Raw genomic sequence first — 16,013 nt, 5'->3', positions numbered from 1 at the left:
GCCATGAAGACAATAAGCGATTATAGGGATAGGTATCGTAAGGGGGCGCAAGTCGAAGAAGTGATCTATGAATGCTGGCAGCTAGACGTTGAAGGGGTATTCATTCACAAAGCTAGCTGGGATGAGATTCAATCTCAGATAAATAACCTGACTGATATAAATGATCAGCCGCTCTATGGAGTTCCTTACTTGGTGAAGGACAATATTGATGTTGCTGGCATGCCAACTACAGCTGCATGTCCAGCTTATGCCTACGAAGCTATAGCTGATGCTACTGTTGTCGCCCGTTTGCGAGCGGCTGGCGCGATTTGTTTGGGTAAAACTAACCTTGATCAATTTGCCACTGGATTAGTTGGAGTACGTACGCCTTACCCAACGCCAAAGAATGCCTTTGATGTGGATTATTTACCAGGAGGGTCGAGCTGTGGGTCGGCTGTTGGAGTCGCTAAAAATCTAGCGGCTTTTTCCCTAGGTACAGACACCGCGGGCTCTGGTCGCGTTCCAGCTGCTTTCAACGAGCTGGTGGGGTTAAAGCCGACACGTGGCTACCTATCTACTAGAGGCGTGGTCGATGCCTGTAAATCCTTAGATTGTGTGTCTGTCTTTGCTCACCATTGTGCCGACGCCGATTTGGTTTTGCGGCTGACAGCTGGCATTGATAGAGAGGAGGCATGGAGCCGTTCTATGCCGCCGAAGTGGTCTAGGTTTGCTGAGAGATTTCGATTTGCAGTGCCTATGTTAGGCCAGCTGAATTACCATGGTTGGGATGAATGTAGTGTGCTTTTTGAGCAGGCTGCTCAGAGGCTAGAGGCCCTTGGAGGTATTCGTGAGGAAGTCGATATGGAGCCCTTTATGGCTGCAGCTAAGCTGCTATATGAGGGACCGTGGGTGAGCGAGCGCTACGCTGCAATTGAAGACTTTCTTAAAGATCAGCCAGATGAGATCTGGCCGGTAACACGTTCTATCATTGAGGGTGGCTCAACGCCTCTAGCAGTTGATGCATTCAAGGCTCAGTATCGTTTGGCTGAGTGTAAGCGTCTAGCTGATCAGGTTTTTGAGAGTGTGCAGGTGGTGATTTTACCCACTACACCAAGGAATTTCACCGTGGCTGAAGTTGAGGCTGAACCAGTGAAACTGAATTCAATTCTCGGAAGCTATACTAATTTTATGAACCTGTTGGATTTTGCTGCACTGGCTCTACCGGCTGGCAGGTATAAGCAAAAGCTACCTTGGGGGATTACTATGTTTGGGCCAGCTGGCTGCGATCGGGCCTTGCTAGAGCTTGGATCTCGTTATGAAATGTTAGCTGGCTATAGTGATGAGCCTGTCGCTGATATAGGTTGGGATGAAGTGGAGTTAGTTGTATGTGGTGCCCATCTATCAGGCATGACGCTTAATCACCAGCTAGAGGAGAGAGGGGCCAGTTTGATAAAGAAAACGCAAAGTGCGCCGAGCTATAAAATGTACCTGATCCCAGCTAGTGGTGGATTGCCTCAGCGTCCAGCCATGGTGCATGTTGCGGATGGGGGCGCTGCATTAGAGGTGGAAGTTTGGCGCCTTTCTGTTGAGGCCTTTGGTGATTTTGTTAGTCAGATTCCTCAACCATTAGGAATTGGTAAAGTCGAGCTGGTAGATGGCTCCTGTGTTTGTGGTTTCATTGCAGAAGCGCGCGCTTCACTGGGGGCTGAAGATATTACAGAGTTTGCTGGCTGGAGAAATTTTATCGCTTCTCAGGCATAGAAGCCGATGGTTACATGAACATAAAAAAGCACCGAGCCAGCTGGCTCGGTGCTTTTTCTACAGGGGGCAGGTGTTTCGGATTTGTTGCCATTTAGAGCGATATCTACGCTTTTTATATATTCACTAGCTCTGCATCTAGCTGTTATTTGTTAGGATTCACTATTGTCATCTAGTTCTGCGTCCATAGTGAGCAGTGGACAGTTTTCAGTGAATCCATTGCAGGGTGATAGAAATTTCTAGCCAGTCAATGACATAGCTGGCGGCTAATTAGACCGGAGTGCTAACTAGACAAGCATCTCAAGGTGGGAAATTATGAGGCTCAGCGATACTGTAGCTTCTTCTTCAAATAGCTACACCAGCGATGTAAAACTACATCAGCTGGTGAGTCCGAAGTAAAGGCGTCGCGCAGCTCGCTGCTTCACGAGCTGGTGGATGCGATAGGTGCCAAGTTTGGTTCAGCTCTTATCTTAGCTTGCTTTTTAGTTCCCTAATAAAAGTATTTTCTAGCCGCTTCATTGCAGCCATGTCAGCGACTGAAGAAGTCGTGACGTGCTCGAAAGCATAAAGCCCATCCTGACGCTGGAAAAAATGAATAGCTATAAGTAAGGGTTTTGACCCTGAGTTATCGTCTCCAACAATGGCGATGCCTTTTTCTGCACGACTCCCGTCAAATACAAGTCCATGTTTGGCTGCTAGACTTCGTGTTGTCTCTAGACAATTTAGAACTATTGGATCAGAATTGTTTGCGGGACTAACATTTTTGTCTGGAAGGTGATATGAGGACAGCGATCCAGCCAGCGCAATACTGTTCATTGAAGGTGAACTATTATAGCCACAAGAGGCTAAGAAAAGGGCAATGGCGGATACAACTGAAGGTTTGATGATGCTTATCATTTTAGTAGAAGAGTATTGGTTTGGTGTACTGGTGTGTGATTCAACTAGAGTATTGGTTTGGTGTACTGGTGTGTGATTCAACTAGAGTATTGGTTTGGTGTGCTGGTGTGTGATTCAACTAGAGTATTGGTTTGGTGTGCTGGTGTGTGATTCAACTTATTTTTAGGTAGCTTAGCCGTGGCTGAAATCATGACCTTGATAGGTTCTGCTAGGTTGCAGTTTGATTTGGCTGGTAGTTTTCATGGTAATATCTATGGGCTAGCTGAGATCCTAGATAGTAGGGGGATTTTAAGGTTATAGAGAATGTCGTGTTTATATACCTAAGAGTGATAGAATCCTTTAATGAAGGAATCATGGTGATTTATTAGTCTGTCTATTTAGACTATTAAATTTCCGTCATTGCCAGATAACTGACGAGCTAGTGGTGTTGATGGGGCAGTCCTTTACTTAGAGTTCACCATAGTGATGAAAACTCAGAATAACGATTGATGTATGTATTCTGATTATGTGCCTTAGAGGATGACTTGGCTGCTGCTAGCGCTCGCTAGCAACGACTGGTTGAGTTTCTCCTAATCAATCCATGGATATGGGGGCTTGCCGTTAGGTGAGAAATATAGTTTCAACTCCTCGTATGTTCTGCGCTTTAGATTCAATTTTAATACTCGTGTCTGTCCATTAAGAATGTACTGGATTTCTGATGGCAACTCGGTGCCCGAGTTAAATATTTTTACTGAGCCAATTGCTCCACCCATTCTAGTATTTGGAGGAACTGTAATTACATTGCCATTAGATTTTAGCTCTTGATCTTTTATCGTAGTGGTCACAAATCGAATGCTCTGGGGGGTATCTGTGCGATTCCAGATATATAAAGTAACCTTCCCCTCTGCCCAAGCATCCTCAGGCCCTAACGCGCCCATTGATTGCTTCACGCCTTGCCATCCCGGAATCACTTTCTTTTTGTGGTCCACTACTAGACTTACCCCGACCTTATTTCTAAGCGCCCAATCACCGTCATCATAGTATTTTGAGTATCTTTTTTTTGATGTCGTTTTTGTGACATGATCATATTCTGATACTTCTAGAGAGCCTGCATTGCAGGCGACAAGTATCATAGAAATGGCGATGTTTACTATGTGTGTATATTTCATGATTTTTTTCCTAAGGGGGGAATTGATCTAATAGTTAGCCGTTTCCTAGATTGGTTAGTTAGGTCTAGCGCTAATGAAGGTAATAGTTCCTTTTAAGGCTATCCAATCAGCATGTGCTGCCACCATTTTGGTATTCGATAGTTCCTGCTTTATCTGCTTGAAAGCCCATCAGAGTATTGGAAATACTAGGTGAAGAGCAGGATAGCTCGTTGATAGCAGCGGGATGGTGAAAAGTGGACTGCGCTTGAAATAGCTCAGGGACTTAGTCGGTGAGGTCATGCCTCAACGAAATATCTGGTGAACTCAAAAATTGGTAATTGATTATTTTTCTGCAAGTATCGATTAAATTGATGCTTGTGTTTTCTAACGGATTTAGCTGCCGGTAAAGTCAGAATAATGTAAACTAGCTAAGCAGCTTAGCTCAAGAGGCAAGTTTAAATTGAAGCCGTTAATTCTCTGAAATGAGGCGCCTCAATAGCAAAAGAAATTACTAACTAAGGGGCTGGCTTATGAAATTAGCCTTTTGCTGAGCTGTATGTTAGGACTCCGCCAAGGCCGAGAAATGCAGTGCAAAATAAGAGTGAGATAAGGAATCTGCTAGGTCTGAAATCTCTATTAATTACAGCCGAATCAGGAGAGCTCGTTCTAACGAAACATGATAACTCTCCTCCCTGTTTAGCAAAGGATTGGATCTTAGTGAATAAGTCTTTCTGGAATGATCCAAAGTTGTCGCCGCCTTGGTAGATAGACGGGGTGTGACTTGTGTATCTGTGACCTTCAAAATCATAATCAAATGAGGCAATGACGGTACTTGCTGCGCCTCCTTTTGAACTGCTTGATCGATCTAACTTTACCTGAATCACTTCAGCGACAGGAATCTCAATTGCATTTCTGTAGCTAAGATAGCGATAGGTCTCGGCGGCAAAATGCCAAAAAAGGAAATAGAAGCCTATGCATAGGCATATTGGTCCAGGGATGAAAGGTAAAAGTGGTTTTCTAACTTTGTATGCACAGTTGTCTTCTGGATATTGTTGCATGATGTTTAGGCGTAGGCGGAACCGTTACACGGATCATAGGTGCACATAACAATTAATCAGCTTCCGCTGTTGGCTGCAAGAATTCAGGAGATTAGCTGTATGTGATGGAATACTTGAAAAATACGGGAGAGGTTTTTTAGCTTACTGGGGGTATCAGCCTTCTCACGGCAGTTAGGCAAAAGCATAGTCAATAGTATGAGGGTCGCTATCAGTTTTATTCTTATCTGCATAACAGTATTGGTTCTTAGAATTCGTTGAGTGAGCTAACGAAGCTTGATAGAAATCTCTAATCGGTCAATGACATAGCTGGCGGTTCGTCTGGCTGGTTTCACCATTCTGTCGTCAGCGTCAAAAGTGTCCCTTCAGGACACGATAGGTGTTGGTAACTCCTCGGAGTTGCGACCCCGAGCTTTGTTCTGATGCGCTTTCACCCCAATGACTGGCTAGAAAAGTCAACCTGCATCCCGCGACTGCGGGAGACCCATAGGGCGCAGGCCGAACCTGCAACGAAGTGGACCTGCATCCCGCGACTGCGTGAGAACCTTAGGCCGCAGGCTGTACTTGCAGCTCAGCTAGCGGGAATTCACCCTTCTCTCTTCACCCTTTAATCTTAAAATAAGTCAGGTCCACCGGGGTGAACCGGTGGACCTGATATATGGTGGAGGCGAGGGGAGTTGAACCCCTGTCCTAAATGATGCCCATGATAGCGTCTACATGTTTAGCTGGAGATTTTGGTTTTAGGAATCGCTAAGCTCACCAGCCGCGTTGCTATTCCGATTGCCCTGTTGAATCTCACTGAGTAGCCCGGACACCCGGTACACAGCCAGCCTATTTTAGTTGTCGACTGTTCCCTTAATAGGCGTCCGGGAAGGAGTCGTTGCTGTCAATTAAGCAGCAAGTGCGAGCTCGTTAGAGTCTGCAATTAATTTGTTTGAACGGCTTTTTTAAGAGGCCAACCGATCAACCTCTACATGCAACCATCGTTTCTACCATCCAGTCGAAACCAAGGCGCCCCCACATTGCTGTGAAGCTGCAGAAAGATGCCACTATTTGGCATAAAATCAAGTGATATTAGCGGGCAAATAAAAAACTTCACCTTTTATGCAGAAACTTCTCGTAGTTACGGTGTGACTGGACTAGGTTCCGCCCGCAACGCCGAAAGGCAGCAAAGATTTCAAGTATTTCTAAATCGCGGGATGGAGCAGTCAGGTAGCTCGTCAGGCTCATAACCTGAAGGTCGTAGGTTCAAATCCTACTCCCGTAACCAAATTTTAAAAGCGTCACTTTCACTCGGAAGTGGCGCTTTTTGCTGACTGGGTATTTCGGTGAAATTTTCCATCTGGGATGAGGGGGGCCAGCTGGCTCATAATCCCGCGGCCGCGGGATCGTAGAATCAAATCCTACTCCCGTAACCAAATTTAAAAAGCGTCACTTTCACACGGAAGTGGCGCTTTTTGCTGGCTGGGTATTTGGTGAAATTTTCCATCTGGGATGAGGGGGGCCAGCTGGCTGGATTTAGAGTGCGCGTGCTTTAGCACCGCTTTTGTCAGCTGAAATTATTGCCGCCCAATGGGAATTTAGGCACTTTAGTGACCGTTGAATTGATGCCGAGCTAGATGTCGGAATGCAGGTTTTGCGGAGTCATTTTCTAGCTAGAAATATTGCAGCTAGTGAAAAGCTCTTCTGAAATATTCCAGCTGGCGGGATGTGTTGCTTAAGAGGGAGCCGAAGGGAGATCGGCCCGAAACTAGCAAAAAGCGGTGCTAAAGCACGCGCACTCTAAATGGGAGTTAGGTGTAGTTTTCTAGCTGAGGAAATTAATCTATCGGGGCGAGCAGTCCGCTGAGGGCGGCTTGGTCGATGTGGAGTTTTTCGGTGGAATTGCCTAGCAATGACTCGACGAGTTTGGCTTTCTTTTCCTGCAGCACTTGGATGCGTTGTTCGATAGTCCCTTGGCAGATGAGCTTGTGGACAAATACGGGTTTGGTCTGGCCGATGCGGTAGGCGCGGTCAGTGGCTTGATTTTCCGATGCAGGGTTCCACCACGGGTCGTAGTGGATGACGGTATCCGCGGCGGTTAGGTTGAGGCCGGTGCCGCCAGCTTTGAGAGAAATGAGAAAGACGGGGATTTGGCCAGACTGGAAGAGCTCGACGGGTGTCTTGCGGTCGCGTGTGCTACCGGTGATTTTGACAAATGGAATGCGCTCGCTAACAAGGTGGTTTTCTATCTTCTCCAGCATGGTGGTGAACTGCGAAAAGATGAGAATTCTGCGGTCTTCCTCTATCAATGTGGCTAACAGCTGACTTAGATAGTCGAGCTTGGCTGAGGATTCTATCTTCTGTGCTTCGGTGGTTTTCAGCAGCTGCGGGTGACAGCAGATTTGCCGCAGCTTGAGCAGCGCGTCTAGCACGATGATATGAGATTTAGACAGTCCTTTTTCCTTGATGGCCTTGCGCACGCGTTTGTCCATGGTGGCGCGCACGCTTTCGTACAGGTCCACCTGTGTTTTACTCAGCGTGATGTAGTGCGGGATGATGGTTTTGGCTGGCAGCTCACGGGCGACTTTTTCTTTGGTGCGGCGGAGAATGAGCGGTGCCACTCTGCGGTGCAGTGTTTGTAGCGCGGTGTGGTCGTTGTGGCGTTCAATGGGAGTTCTGAAGGTGGAGTGAAACCGTTGCGCTGATTCTAGCAGACCGGGCATGAGGAAGTGCATGCAGCTCCACAGCTCGCCGAGGTGGTTTTCCATTGGCGTGCCTGATAGACAAATGCGGTGATTGGCATTAATCTGATAGGCCGCCTGGCTGGTTTGCGTTTTGTGGTTTTTAATATACTGCGATTCGTCGAGCACGGCATTATGATAGAGCTGTCTGCGGTGGACTTGCTGGTCGCGGTGCAGCAATGCGTAGCTGGTGATGACGATGTCGTGTTTGGCGATGTCTTTGAATCTAGCGGAGCGGTCGCTGCCGTGCAGCATGAGCACCTTTAGACTAGGGGTAAATTTGGCAGCTTCAGCTTGCCAGTTAGGAATCACGCTCGTAGGGGCGACAATCAAGCTGGGCAGTCGGTTATTGCGGCGGCCATTTTTCTCCGCGAGGATATGCGCTAGCGTTTGGATGGTTTTTCCTAAGCCCATGTCATCTGCTAGGATGCCATTGAGCTGGTATTTGGCGAGAAACTGCAACCACTGAAACCCTTCCAGCTGGTAATCTCTGAGCGTGGCGACAAGGTTTTTTGGTGCCTTTGCTTTGGGGATTTCTTTGATGTTAGTTAGTTGTCTGCCCAGCTCAGCTAGCGCCTGGTGGGTTTGGTTGGTTTTGGCTAAATCTAGCTCGTCTGCTAGTGTGGCAGCTCTGAGCTTGGGCATCTCTATCACATCGTCGTCATTGACGTGATTGAAAAGGTCGCGCAGCTTATCGAGGATGAGTTTGAAGCGCTTGGCTGGAAATAGAATGAAGGTGCCTTTTTCGTCTACTTGTACGGGGATTTTGCTATCACCTAGGTTTTCTTCATCGAGGCTCTCATCCATGCCTGACTTCAGCGCATGGGCGAGCGCGGGGATCAGGCTGATCCGCTGCCCTTGGTATTCCACGCCGAGCTCAAACTCAAACCACTGGTTGCCAGATTGGCTTTCGTTGAGCTCTTCGTAGTATTCTTCATTTTCTACCAGCTGGTAGCCGAGCTCGCCGTAGGTTTCTATCAGCCAGCCTTTGGCTTCTAGCTGGCGGGCGCTGGTTGCCATGAACTGCACCCAGCGGCTGGTATTTTCGTTATTATTTGAGTGGAAGGCGAAGGCCCGCTGCATTGATGCTGATAGGTGCTCGGGCCTGAATAAATATTTCAGAGCTGCTAGACCGGCATCATCTAGCTGAATTGCGGCGGCATCCTCAAGTTCGAGGTTTCTGTGTACCGTTGTGATTTTGCCGTTTAGTTCACCTACCTGAATATCCATTTGCGGATACATGGCAACGGGCACACCAGCGTAATCAAAGGCTACGGTAGCCATGAGGATGTCAGTTAGTCCGGGGTCTTTGAAAAAACTTCCAGCTGCGCTAGCATCATGCCTGCTCACCCGCAGGATGGGTGTAGGGAGAACATTTTCTATCACCACCTGCTGCGGTGGTGCTGGAATGGCTGCCACATCTGGAATGGATGATTTTTTGATTTTCTCACGTAGCTTGTCCGCTCGCTCCGGAGCTAGTGCAGGGCCTTCTAACCATTCATCGAGGAATTCGTTGCTATATTCTTGGCTGATGCCGCCGACAGCGAGTTCTAGATGGTCGTAGTATAGCTTTGGCTCGCTAGGGATCATGATGTCAATCTCTGGCACCACCTCTAGAGCTGGTTTCACCCTGCCTTCATCGTCTGATTTCCAGCTGAGAATGAGTTTTCTATCAGCGGCCCATTTCAAGGGAGCGATGATGCGAGGCGATGATGAGTTCTCGGCATCGAGCACACAGCGGCCAGTAGCGATGCATTTTTTCAGGAGCTCCGGGAATACGGGGTCAGAAACATCTACTGATAGACTGGATGCATATAGCGAGCGGTAGGCGTCTATCATGCGCAAAATAGGCAAGTCGACCTTGGCTAGGTAGCTGGCTCGTCTGCCGCGTGAGATTTGTGGTTCGATAGATTTTGCCTCAACGATAAATTGCCCGTCTTTATCTAATCTAGCCTTGCGGGTTTCCAGCGTCAATACGCCCAGGTAGTTCTCGCATAAGACATAGGCCAATCGTTGTTTGTTATGTGGTGCAAATTCCTCTAGCTGCTTGTCCTGCCAGTGGTGCTTGGGATCTTTGTGCAGAGTGGCTAGTTTCTCTAACCATTGGTCTGGATGTGGTCCGGGGTTAGTTGGTTCCAGTGCCTCGTCGATGATGCCAGTGAGCTCACGTTTTTGCTCAAGAAACAGCTGGCATTGGTTCTGCATTTTGTAAAACACAGCGGCTAGATGTTTGCACAAGTGGCTTTTTTTGTCCGGGCATTCACAATAACAATCTGGGTCGAGGTCGTGCTCGAGCTCGATTGATACCGAGTATTTTTTATTACCTGTCACGACGGTATCGATGAAACAATAATCCGACTCAACACTGGCTGAAATGTCTAGCTCGTCGATTATATTACCTGCCTTAAAATACTGTAGGCCGCGCTGCCGACGTGATGGCTCAAATAAGCGCTGCCAATCACCACTAACAAAGTAGTGAATCATTTCTAGCGGGGTATCGTACAGGCCTGTGATGATCATGGTAGCTGAGTGCGCGCTGACGCGATGATATCCATAAGTGCTATGTGCATGGCTGACAAGCCAGCAGCGTAAGTTTCCCTCGCGATTTCTCATTTCTCCACTAGCTCAGACGATGGCTCAGGGAGCATGATCCAGCCAGCTGGAGTCAGCGCGGTGAGATGGCTGGGCAAATCGCCACGTCTCTCGGGTGACTAGATAGGGTGAAAATTTCCAGCCAACTGGCTAGTTGGCTGCCGCATAGCTCGCAGTATCTTAGCGACTTGTGAGAAATGGGCCATGTTGATTATGTGGGTGGGTTTTTGTAAGGTGATGTTTTACAATGAGTTGTGTTGTTTTTCTGGGGTGGAAATGAGCCAAAATAAAAAACTTAAAAATTAATGCAGAAACTTCTTGTAGTTTTTCGAATTCTGTCCTAGGTTCCGCCCGCACCGCCGAAAGGCAGCAAAGCTTTCCAACAAAGGTTAAGAAAATTTCTAAATCGCGGGATGGAGCAGCCAGGTAGCTCGTCAGGCTCATAACCTGAAGGTCGTAGGTTCAAATCCTACTCCCGTAACCAAATTTAAAAAGCGTCATTTTCACTCGAAAGTGGCGCTTTTTGCTGGCTGGATCTAGAGCGCGCGTGCTTTAGCACCGCTTTGGGTAGATGAGCTAATGGCAAGCCTGTGAGAATCTAGGCACTTTGGTGCCCGTTGATTAGGTGCTGAGCTATCTTAAAGGATGAAGGTTTTGCTGGCACATTTATCCAGTCAAAATTTCTAGCTGGCTGGATGTGTTGAATAATAGGGCGCCGATTGATTATTGATCCGTTGCTGGGCTAAAAGCGGTGCTAAAGCACGCGCACTCTAGACGGGGGCGGCTTCGAGTTCAGCTCAGTTGGCTATTAGCATTGTTTGGTAGATGATTATCAAGCACGCAGCAGTTGTTCGTGTCGCCATGCTAGGGCGTCGGCGTTTGGGTGATAGGCTTTTTCTTTGGGCACGATGACACGTTTTCCAGCTAGATCGATGAGCTCTTTTTCACCAGCTTGGCGGTCGTCTAACTCCTGATTGACCACCCAGCGGAGATCAGGTGTGGGGGCGATGAGTTGGCGATCCATTGCCCAGTGGTGGTTTTTGCAGAGAGCCATGCCATTACAAGGATGGTCGTTTTTGGTTTCGGCAAAAGGAATGATGTGAGCGGCGTCGACAATAGTTTGTCCGTTAGGTAGACGAATGCGAACTCCGCAAGCTGCGCATTGATGCTCGTATACCTGCACCACGACTTTTCTGAAACCAGCGGATCGGCCCTTGCTGTCGTAGATGACGGGATCTTCATTGACGACGTTAGGTAGGCGGGCTGAGATATTATTGATCAGCTGGTTTCTTTTGCTAGGGAAATAGCGTGAGATGAGAACATCTCTGAGAGCTGCGCGGCTGGTGTTATCTTGCAGGCAGAGCCATAGCTTCTCGTCGAGCGATGCGCCGGCAATGAGCTTGCGGGTCTGTGCTATGCCCGGTGCCTTGGGCAGCAGCTTAACAATTTCCTGATTTCCCGCCGTTGCAACGTGGTTCCAGAAATTTTCCTTTCTCATGTAGAAAAAGGGATTGATGGGGGTGTTGCTATCGTTGCTTTTTCTAACGATGTCGAAGTAATGGGTGAATCGCTGGCGCAGCTGGTCGGAGAAAGGAATGAGGTTGTTAGTGATGACTTTCAGCTCGATGAGATCCATGACAGCTAGCAGCATGACGGGTTTGTGCGGGCGCTCGTGGTTGCCGACGATGCCCGTGTGAAGATCGTAAAATTGATCTTCGAAGTATTGCAGTGGTGATGTCAGATGGTTGCCGAATAGGCTCGGCTGGTAGTCGTTTTCTGACGTTTTGTTAGCTGTAGGCATTGGCTGGAAGTGGATTGGGTCCAGTATTTCTAATGCCTGCTGATAGGGGAAGGATGAAATTGAGAATTAGCTGGCTGGTAGTGGCTGGTGATGGATTTGCATTTGGTGGGCATTTTTTGCGTAGGATTTCCTCTGGCATGGTGTTTGCTGGATTTTGGTGATATGGTGGAGGACATGTTGATGGTTTTTGTTTATGGTAGTTTGAAGCGTGGTTTTGAGAACCACCTGCCTTATTGTCGTTATTTGCAGAGTGTTAGTGAGGCGGCGGTGATCGGGAAATTGTACGGGCTGAGTGCTGGTTATCCGGGTTTGTTAGTCCCAGGAGGATTTGAGCGAGGGGTGGGCACAGCGGATGCGCTAGCTGACGTGGCACTGCAACAACGAGCGAGTGCGGCTTGGCTGGACTCTGACATTTGCCAAGGTGAGAGCCGTGGGATGTGGAATGCAGCCTTTGATTGTGGCTGGGGGGAAGTGTACGGCGAGTTGATGGCTTTCTCCAATGTGCAGGAGAGTCTAGCAGGTCTGGATGACTTAGAGGCGTATTCGGTAGGAGGCCCCTGTTTATACCGGCGGGTATTGGTGCCGGTACGGGTGGCTGACCGCTACCAGCTGGCGTGGGTTTATGTGATGGATGAGGACACGGTGGCTAGCTTTGCTGGTGAATATATTGAGAGCGGGATGTGGCGGAAAACGACTTGCTAATAGCGGCTAGCTGGGTAGCTTTGCGCAAGCAAGGCGCGGGTGACTGCGCTAGATAACAGATTTCTAAGATCATGATGAAAATGAAACATTTATGGCTGATGGGGGCATTAAGCATGGCTCCCGTAGTGGCTAGCGCTCAGGATGAAGCAAAAGAGGCAGCTGCTAAGGAAGGTGAAAAGACTGAAGCGAAAGCTGAAGTGCCAGCTAACGACGGACATAATTATTTGCTAGATTATTTCAAGGTGGGTGAGTCGGTTGAGGCATTCATCGGCGTGGTGGTACCACCTAACGAGATCAATAAATACATGTCTAAGGTGCAGGAAGCTGCGGTGAAAGACCCTGAGTGGCACCGCGAGTATGCGGCATCTAACCCTCCGGGGCGCCCGCTTCCGTATCATGAGAAGTTAGGCCTGAGCAAAGACGACTACGAACAGTATATTAAGCTGTGGGGCGAGCGCCAATTCAAGGCGATGGCTAAGGTATTCATTGAAGTGCAGGACAAAGGTGAAGACAAATGGGCGGTGCGTGTTAGTGGTGCCGGTATGCCAATTTCGCTGCTGCGTTATTTCCCGAAGAAAAACGAGCTGCAATCACCTAACGGTGTGTTGACTCGTCTGAAAGACATCGATGCTGACAAAGAAAGCATTCTCGGCGCGTGGGCTGGCCAGGAATGGAAGTACGAAGGCGACGACGGCTACATCATGAGCAAGGAGAACTTTGCCATCGGTAAAAAGGCTGACGGCAAACATGGCTACCTGATCTATCGACTGCAGCAGTCGGTTTCTGGTGGCGAGTTTTTAGGCGACGATAGCATTGTGATTCGTTTTCCGCTGACTAAGTAGTTAGGCGATACTATATTTCTAAACCGCTCTGGGGTGATTCCCAGCGCGGTTTTTTTGTGGTCTATTTGTTGCGCATAAATGTTGGCCAGTGGCTGGTGGATTTGCTAGTGTGCTGGCGATGTCTTCTCGGGTGAAAATTGCGCTGCGCTGGCTGAAGTGGTTGATCCTGGGAGGATTGATTGGCTTGGTACTGGTGTATCTAGCTGGATTGATTTGGCTGAATGTGCCTGCTGGTAAAGCGTGGGTTGGTGGGAAATTGCAGGCGAAGTTAGGTGGTGTGTGGCATTACGATTCTGTGATGGTTGATCCGTGGCGAGGTGTGCGGGTGAGTGAGCTGAGCATGCACTCGCAGCTGGCTGGCGCGTATAATTTGCAGGTGGCCAATGTGCAGGCCGTGCCGTATTGGACTGAGGTGTTAGCTGGTAAGAAACGCTTGAAGTTAGTGGTGGTGGATGACCCGCAAGTGAATGGTGATGCTGAGAAGCTGCTAGAGTTAGTGAAGCAGATGGCGGAGCGAAATCGACGGGTGGCCACAGTTTCTGGCCAGCTAGCCGCAAGACAAGATGAGGATCCTTTGGCTGCTGGGCAAGTAGCTGATTCTGATAGGCCAGCGGGTGACGGAGATACGAGTGTAGCTGCTGGTAGTGCGCCATCTGCGGTAGATCTAGCTGGAGGTGTTAGTCTGGCTGAGGGCGATGACGTGGCTGCGGAAGCTACGCCAGCTGGTTCAGCTGGTGGGGGAACTGGGCAAGATCACACGGCTGTAGCTGGATTGGAAAAACAGATGGAGCCAGCTGGAAAAACGGCGCAGGGAGCAGCAAGCTCAGGCGCAACGACTGGCCCTGCGGTGGTGGTGCCGGCTCGTGTGCAACCAAAGAGAGCAGCGGTTGATGTGAAAAAGTCTTGGCCGTGTGAGATCAAAGTGCGTGGTGGTGGCGGGAAGCTGAGTTGGCGCGATGATGAGTTAGTGGCGCTTGATGGTGTGTCGTTAGGCGTGGTTCTTGGCGCTGGTGAGCAGGACGTGCGGGTGAAATTTTCAGAGATAAGTGTGCACGGAGCTCAGCTGCTAGAGAGTGCTGATAGCATAGAAATTCCAGCTAGCTGGAAAGGTAGGCATTTACAAATCGACTATGAAAGTGGCGCTGACGCTTGGCTGAAGATGCAGGCGAATGTTCGCTTGAGTCCATTTGCTGGAGGTGTCGTGGTGGTGAATGCGGTGATTCCCCAGCAGGATGTTAGCTGGGTGACTGATGGGGATTTTCCTAATGAATTGGCTGAAATTATTAGCGCTGCCAGCCAGCTCGGTGGTGGCGCGGGAGATTTTTTCCAGTGTGATGTGGATGGATTGACTGGCGGGTTCCAGTTAGCTGGCAACTTGCGCCAGTTGCGGTCGTTTCGCGCGCGCGCGGCGATTCAGTCGGGTAAGGTGAAATTAGCCACTCAGCCAGGTCGGCCGCTGCACCAGTTTGATCGATTGCAGGCGAGTTTGTTAGCTAATGCTGGAGTGGTGAAAACCAGCATGTGTAGGCTACAGAGTGAGGAGCTTACATTATTTGGCCAGCTGACGGCGGATGTAGCGGGCCATGTGCAGGCGGTGACGCGGGTGGTTTGTTCGCCTGAGGCGGAGTCGTGGATGAGTGGTCAGCTACGCCAGTTGGATTGGTTAGCTGAGGGGGACCATTGGGGGGAGCCGCTAGATACGCCAGATGTTTGGTATCGAGATTATTATCTGATGGGGGACCCCGCGGGGTATTATGTGAATTTGAAGAAGCCCTTGGAGTTTTTGAAGGTTTGGGGGAGGAGGTGAGAAGTTGTTAGTTTTCAGTTTTCAGTTTTCAGTTTTCAGTTTTCAGTTTTCAGTTTTCAGTTTTCAGTTTTCAGTTTTCAGTTTTCAGTTTTCAGTTTTCAGGCTGGCCATGCGGATTTTTCTAACTGAGTTGTAGCGTGCCGGGCTGTGTCGCTCTTTCAGAGCGATGGATGTGTGTGGATGAAACCTATGGTTGCGTTGCACCTTCGGTGCTGCCTTACCATAGGCTGGGCTGTTTTATGCCTTCGGCATTTTCTGTGTGGGGTTCATGGCCTACAAATAATGCACGGCATTTTGTGGCTGATGTTTAGGCTCTTTATTGTAGCTATGAGGGTTTGGGCGGATTTTGGGGGAACTGAATGTGGGTTTTTCTGGGGCGTTTTCAGCCAGCTGGGAATCCATTTCCCCTGCGGGGAATCTTATTTGTTACGGGCTATCCACGGGTTGCGCTCGCTGGGCTCGCTGACCCGCGGTTAAAATCCATAAGCCCTCCGGGCTAGCAGGTGGAAACCATGTTCTGAACCAATTGTGTAAATGATACTGATACTTTTATCGGACTATGATTCGTCTGGCTGGCCTGCAAATAATGCACGGCATTTTGTAGCTAATGTTTAGGCTCTTTATTGTAGCTATAAGGGTTTGCGTGGATTTTGGGTGAATGGAAAGTGGGTTTTTCTGGGGTGTTTTCAGCCAGCTGGGAATCCATTTCCCCTGCGGGGAATCTTATTTG

10 protein-coding genes, 2 tRNA genes and 1 other RNA gene are annotated in these 16,013 nt (G+C 48.9%); 6 read left to right on the top strand and 7 right to left on the bottom strand.

Going from position 1 to position 16,013, the window contains the following annotated elements; all coding sequences use genetic code 11:
- Positions 1-3 precede the first annotated feature (3 nt).
- A complete protein-coding gene (gene atzF / locus JIN82_RS15995; RefSeq protein ID WP_200312678.1) occupies positions 4-1,740 on the top strand; it encodes an allophanate hydrolase in 1,737 nt (578 codons plus the stop codon).
- A 462-nt stretch (positions 1,741-2,202) separates the two neighbouring features.
- Here atzF and JIN82_RS15990 read toward each other — a convergent pair whose 3' ends face one another.
- The 4 genes from JIN82_RS15990 to ssrA all read right to left on the bottom strand — a co-directional run bounded on the left by JIN82_RS15990 (position 2,203) and on the right by ssrA (position 5,835).
- Positions 2,203-2,634: a hypothetical protein gene (locus tag JIN82_RS15990; protein ID WP_200312677.1), complete on the bottom strand. Its 432-nt coding sequence runs from the start codon at positions 2,632-2,634 to the stop codon at positions 2,203-2,205.
- Between the two features lie 569 nt (positions 2,635-3,203).
- Positions 3,204-3,782 (bottom strand): hypothetical protein, encoded by a 579-nt coding sequence (locus tag JIN82_RS15985; protein ID WP_200312676.1) that lies wholly within the window; start codon positions 3,780-3,782, stop codon positions 3,204-3,206.
- Positions 3,783-4,297: 515 nt separating this feature from the next.
- On the bottom strand, positions 4,298-4,819 hold the full coding sequence (locus JIN82_RS15980; RefSeq protein ID WP_200312675.1) for a DUF3592 domain-containing protein: 522 nt from the start codon (positions 4,817-4,819) through the stop codon (positions 4,298-4,300).
- A 656-nt stretch (positions 4,820-5,475) separates the two neighbouring features.
- Positions 5,476-5,835: a transfer-messenger RNA gene (gene ssrA / locus JIN82_RS15975) on the bottom strand.
- Between the two features lie 174 nt (positions 5,836-6,009).
- Between ssrA and JIN82_RS15970 the strand changes: the two genes are divergently transcribed.
- Positions 6,010-6,086: transfer RNA gene (locus tag JIN82_RS15970), tRNA-Met, on the top strand.
- A 550-nt stretch (positions 6,087-6,636) separates the two neighbouring features.
- On the opposite strand, the gene JIN82_RS15965 is transcribed toward JIN82_RS15970, so the two are convergent.
- Complete coding sequence (locus tag JIN82_RS15965) at positions 6,637-10,059, bottom strand: DEAD/DEAH box helicase (protein ID WP_200312674.1); 3,423 nt, start codon at positions 10,057-10,059, stop codon at positions 6,637-6,639.
- A gap of 479 nt (positions 10,060-10,538) precedes the next feature.
- Between JIN82_RS15965 and JIN82_RS15955 the strand changes: the two genes are divergently transcribed.
- Positions 10,539-10,615: transfer RNA gene (locus JIN82_RS15955), tRNA-Met, on the top strand.
- 348 nt (positions 10,616-10,963) lie between these two features.
- On the opposite strand, the gene JIN82_RS15950 is transcribed toward JIN82_RS15955, so the two are convergent.
- Both JIN82_RS15950 and JIN82_RS15945 read right to left on the bottom strand, forming a co-directional pair.
- Entirely contained in the window at positions 10,964-11,932 is a 969-nt protein-coding gene (locus tag JIN82_RS15950; protein WP_200312672.1) for an HNH endonuclease, read from the bottom strand.
- Entirely contained in the window at positions 11,919-12,071 is a 153-nt protein-coding gene (locus JIN82_RS15945) for a hypothetical protein (protein ID WP_200312671.1), read from the bottom strand. The genes JIN82_RS15950 and JIN82_RS15945 overlap by 14 nt, the downstream gene beginning before the upstream one ends.
- Positions 12,072-12,094: 23 nt before the next feature.
- Here JIN82_RS15945 and JIN82_RS15940 point away from each other — a divergent pair, with 23 nt between their 5' ends.
- The 3 genes from JIN82_RS15940 (at position 12,095) to JIN82_RS15930 (ending at position 15,283) form a co-directional block, all read left to right on the top strand.
- Positions 12,095-12,634: a gamma-glutamylcyclotransferase family protein gene (locus tag JIN82_RS15940; RefSeq protein WP_234042112.1), complete on the top strand. Its 540-nt coding sequence runs from the start codon at positions 12,095-12,097 to the stop codon at positions 12,632-12,634.
- 71 nt (positions 12,635-12,705) lie between these two features.
- The gene (locus JIN82_RS15935) at positions 12,706-13,476 is read left to right on the top strand and encodes a hypothetical protein (protein WP_200312669.1); all 771 of its coding nucleotides are present in this window, start codon (positions 12,706-12,708) and stop codon (positions 13,474-13,476) included.
- A 118-nt stretch (positions 13,477-13,594) separates the two neighbouring features.
- Positions 13,595-15,283, top strand: a complete 1,689-nt coding sequence (locus JIN82_RS15930; RefSeq protein WP_234042111.1) for a hypothetical protein — start codon at positions 13,595-13,597, stop codon at positions 15,281-15,283.
- Positions 15,284-16,013: the final 730 nt, after the last annotated feature.

It is taken from the genome of Persicirhabdus sediminis (assembly GCF_016595495.1).
GTDB lineage: Bacteria > Verrucomicrobiota > Verrucomicrobiia > Verrucomicrobiales > Akkermansiaceae > Persicirhabdus > Persicirhabdus sediminis.
This window is presented reverse-complemented; position numbering and strand designations above follow the sequence as displayed.

Coding starts and splice junctions, on each gene's coding strand:
- atzF (WP_200312678.1), top strand. CDS start 4: ATGAAGACAATAAGCGATTATAGGGATAGGTATCGTAAGGGGGCGCAA.
- JIN82_RS15990 (WP_200312677.1), bottom strand. CDS start 2,634: ATGATAAGCATCATCAAACCTTCAGTTGTATCCGCCATTGCCCTTTTC.
- JIN82_RS15985 (WP_200312676.1), bottom strand. CDS start 3,782: ATGAAATATACACACATAGTAAACATCGCCATTTCTATGATACTTGTC.
- JIN82_RS15980 (WP_200312675.1), bottom strand. CDS start 4,819: ATGCAACAATATCCAGAAGACAACTGTGCATACAAAGTTAGAAAACCA.
- JIN82_RS15965 (WP_200312674.1), bottom strand. CDS start 10,059: ATGATCATCACAGGCCTGTACGATACCCCGCTAGAAATGATTCACTAC.
- JIN82_RS15950 (WP_200312672.1), bottom strand. CDS start 11,932: ATGCCTACAGCTAACAAAACGTCAGAAAACGACTACCAGCCGAGCCTA.
- JIN82_RS15945 (WP_200312671.1), bottom strand. CDS start 12,071: ATGCCAGAGGAAATCCTACGCAAAAAATGCCCACCAAATGCAAATCCA.
- JIN82_RS15940 (WP_234042112.1), top strand. CDS start 12,095: ATGGTGGAGGACATGTTGATGGTTTTTGTTTATGGTAGTTTGAAGCGT.
- JIN82_RS15935 (WP_200312669.1), top strand. CDS start 12,706: ATGATGAAAATGAAACATTTATGGCTGATGGGGGCATTAAGCATGGCT.
- JIN82_RS15930 (WP_234042111.1), top strand. CDS start 13,595: ATGTCTTCTCGGGTGAAAATTGCGCTGCGCTGGCTGAAGTGGTTGATC.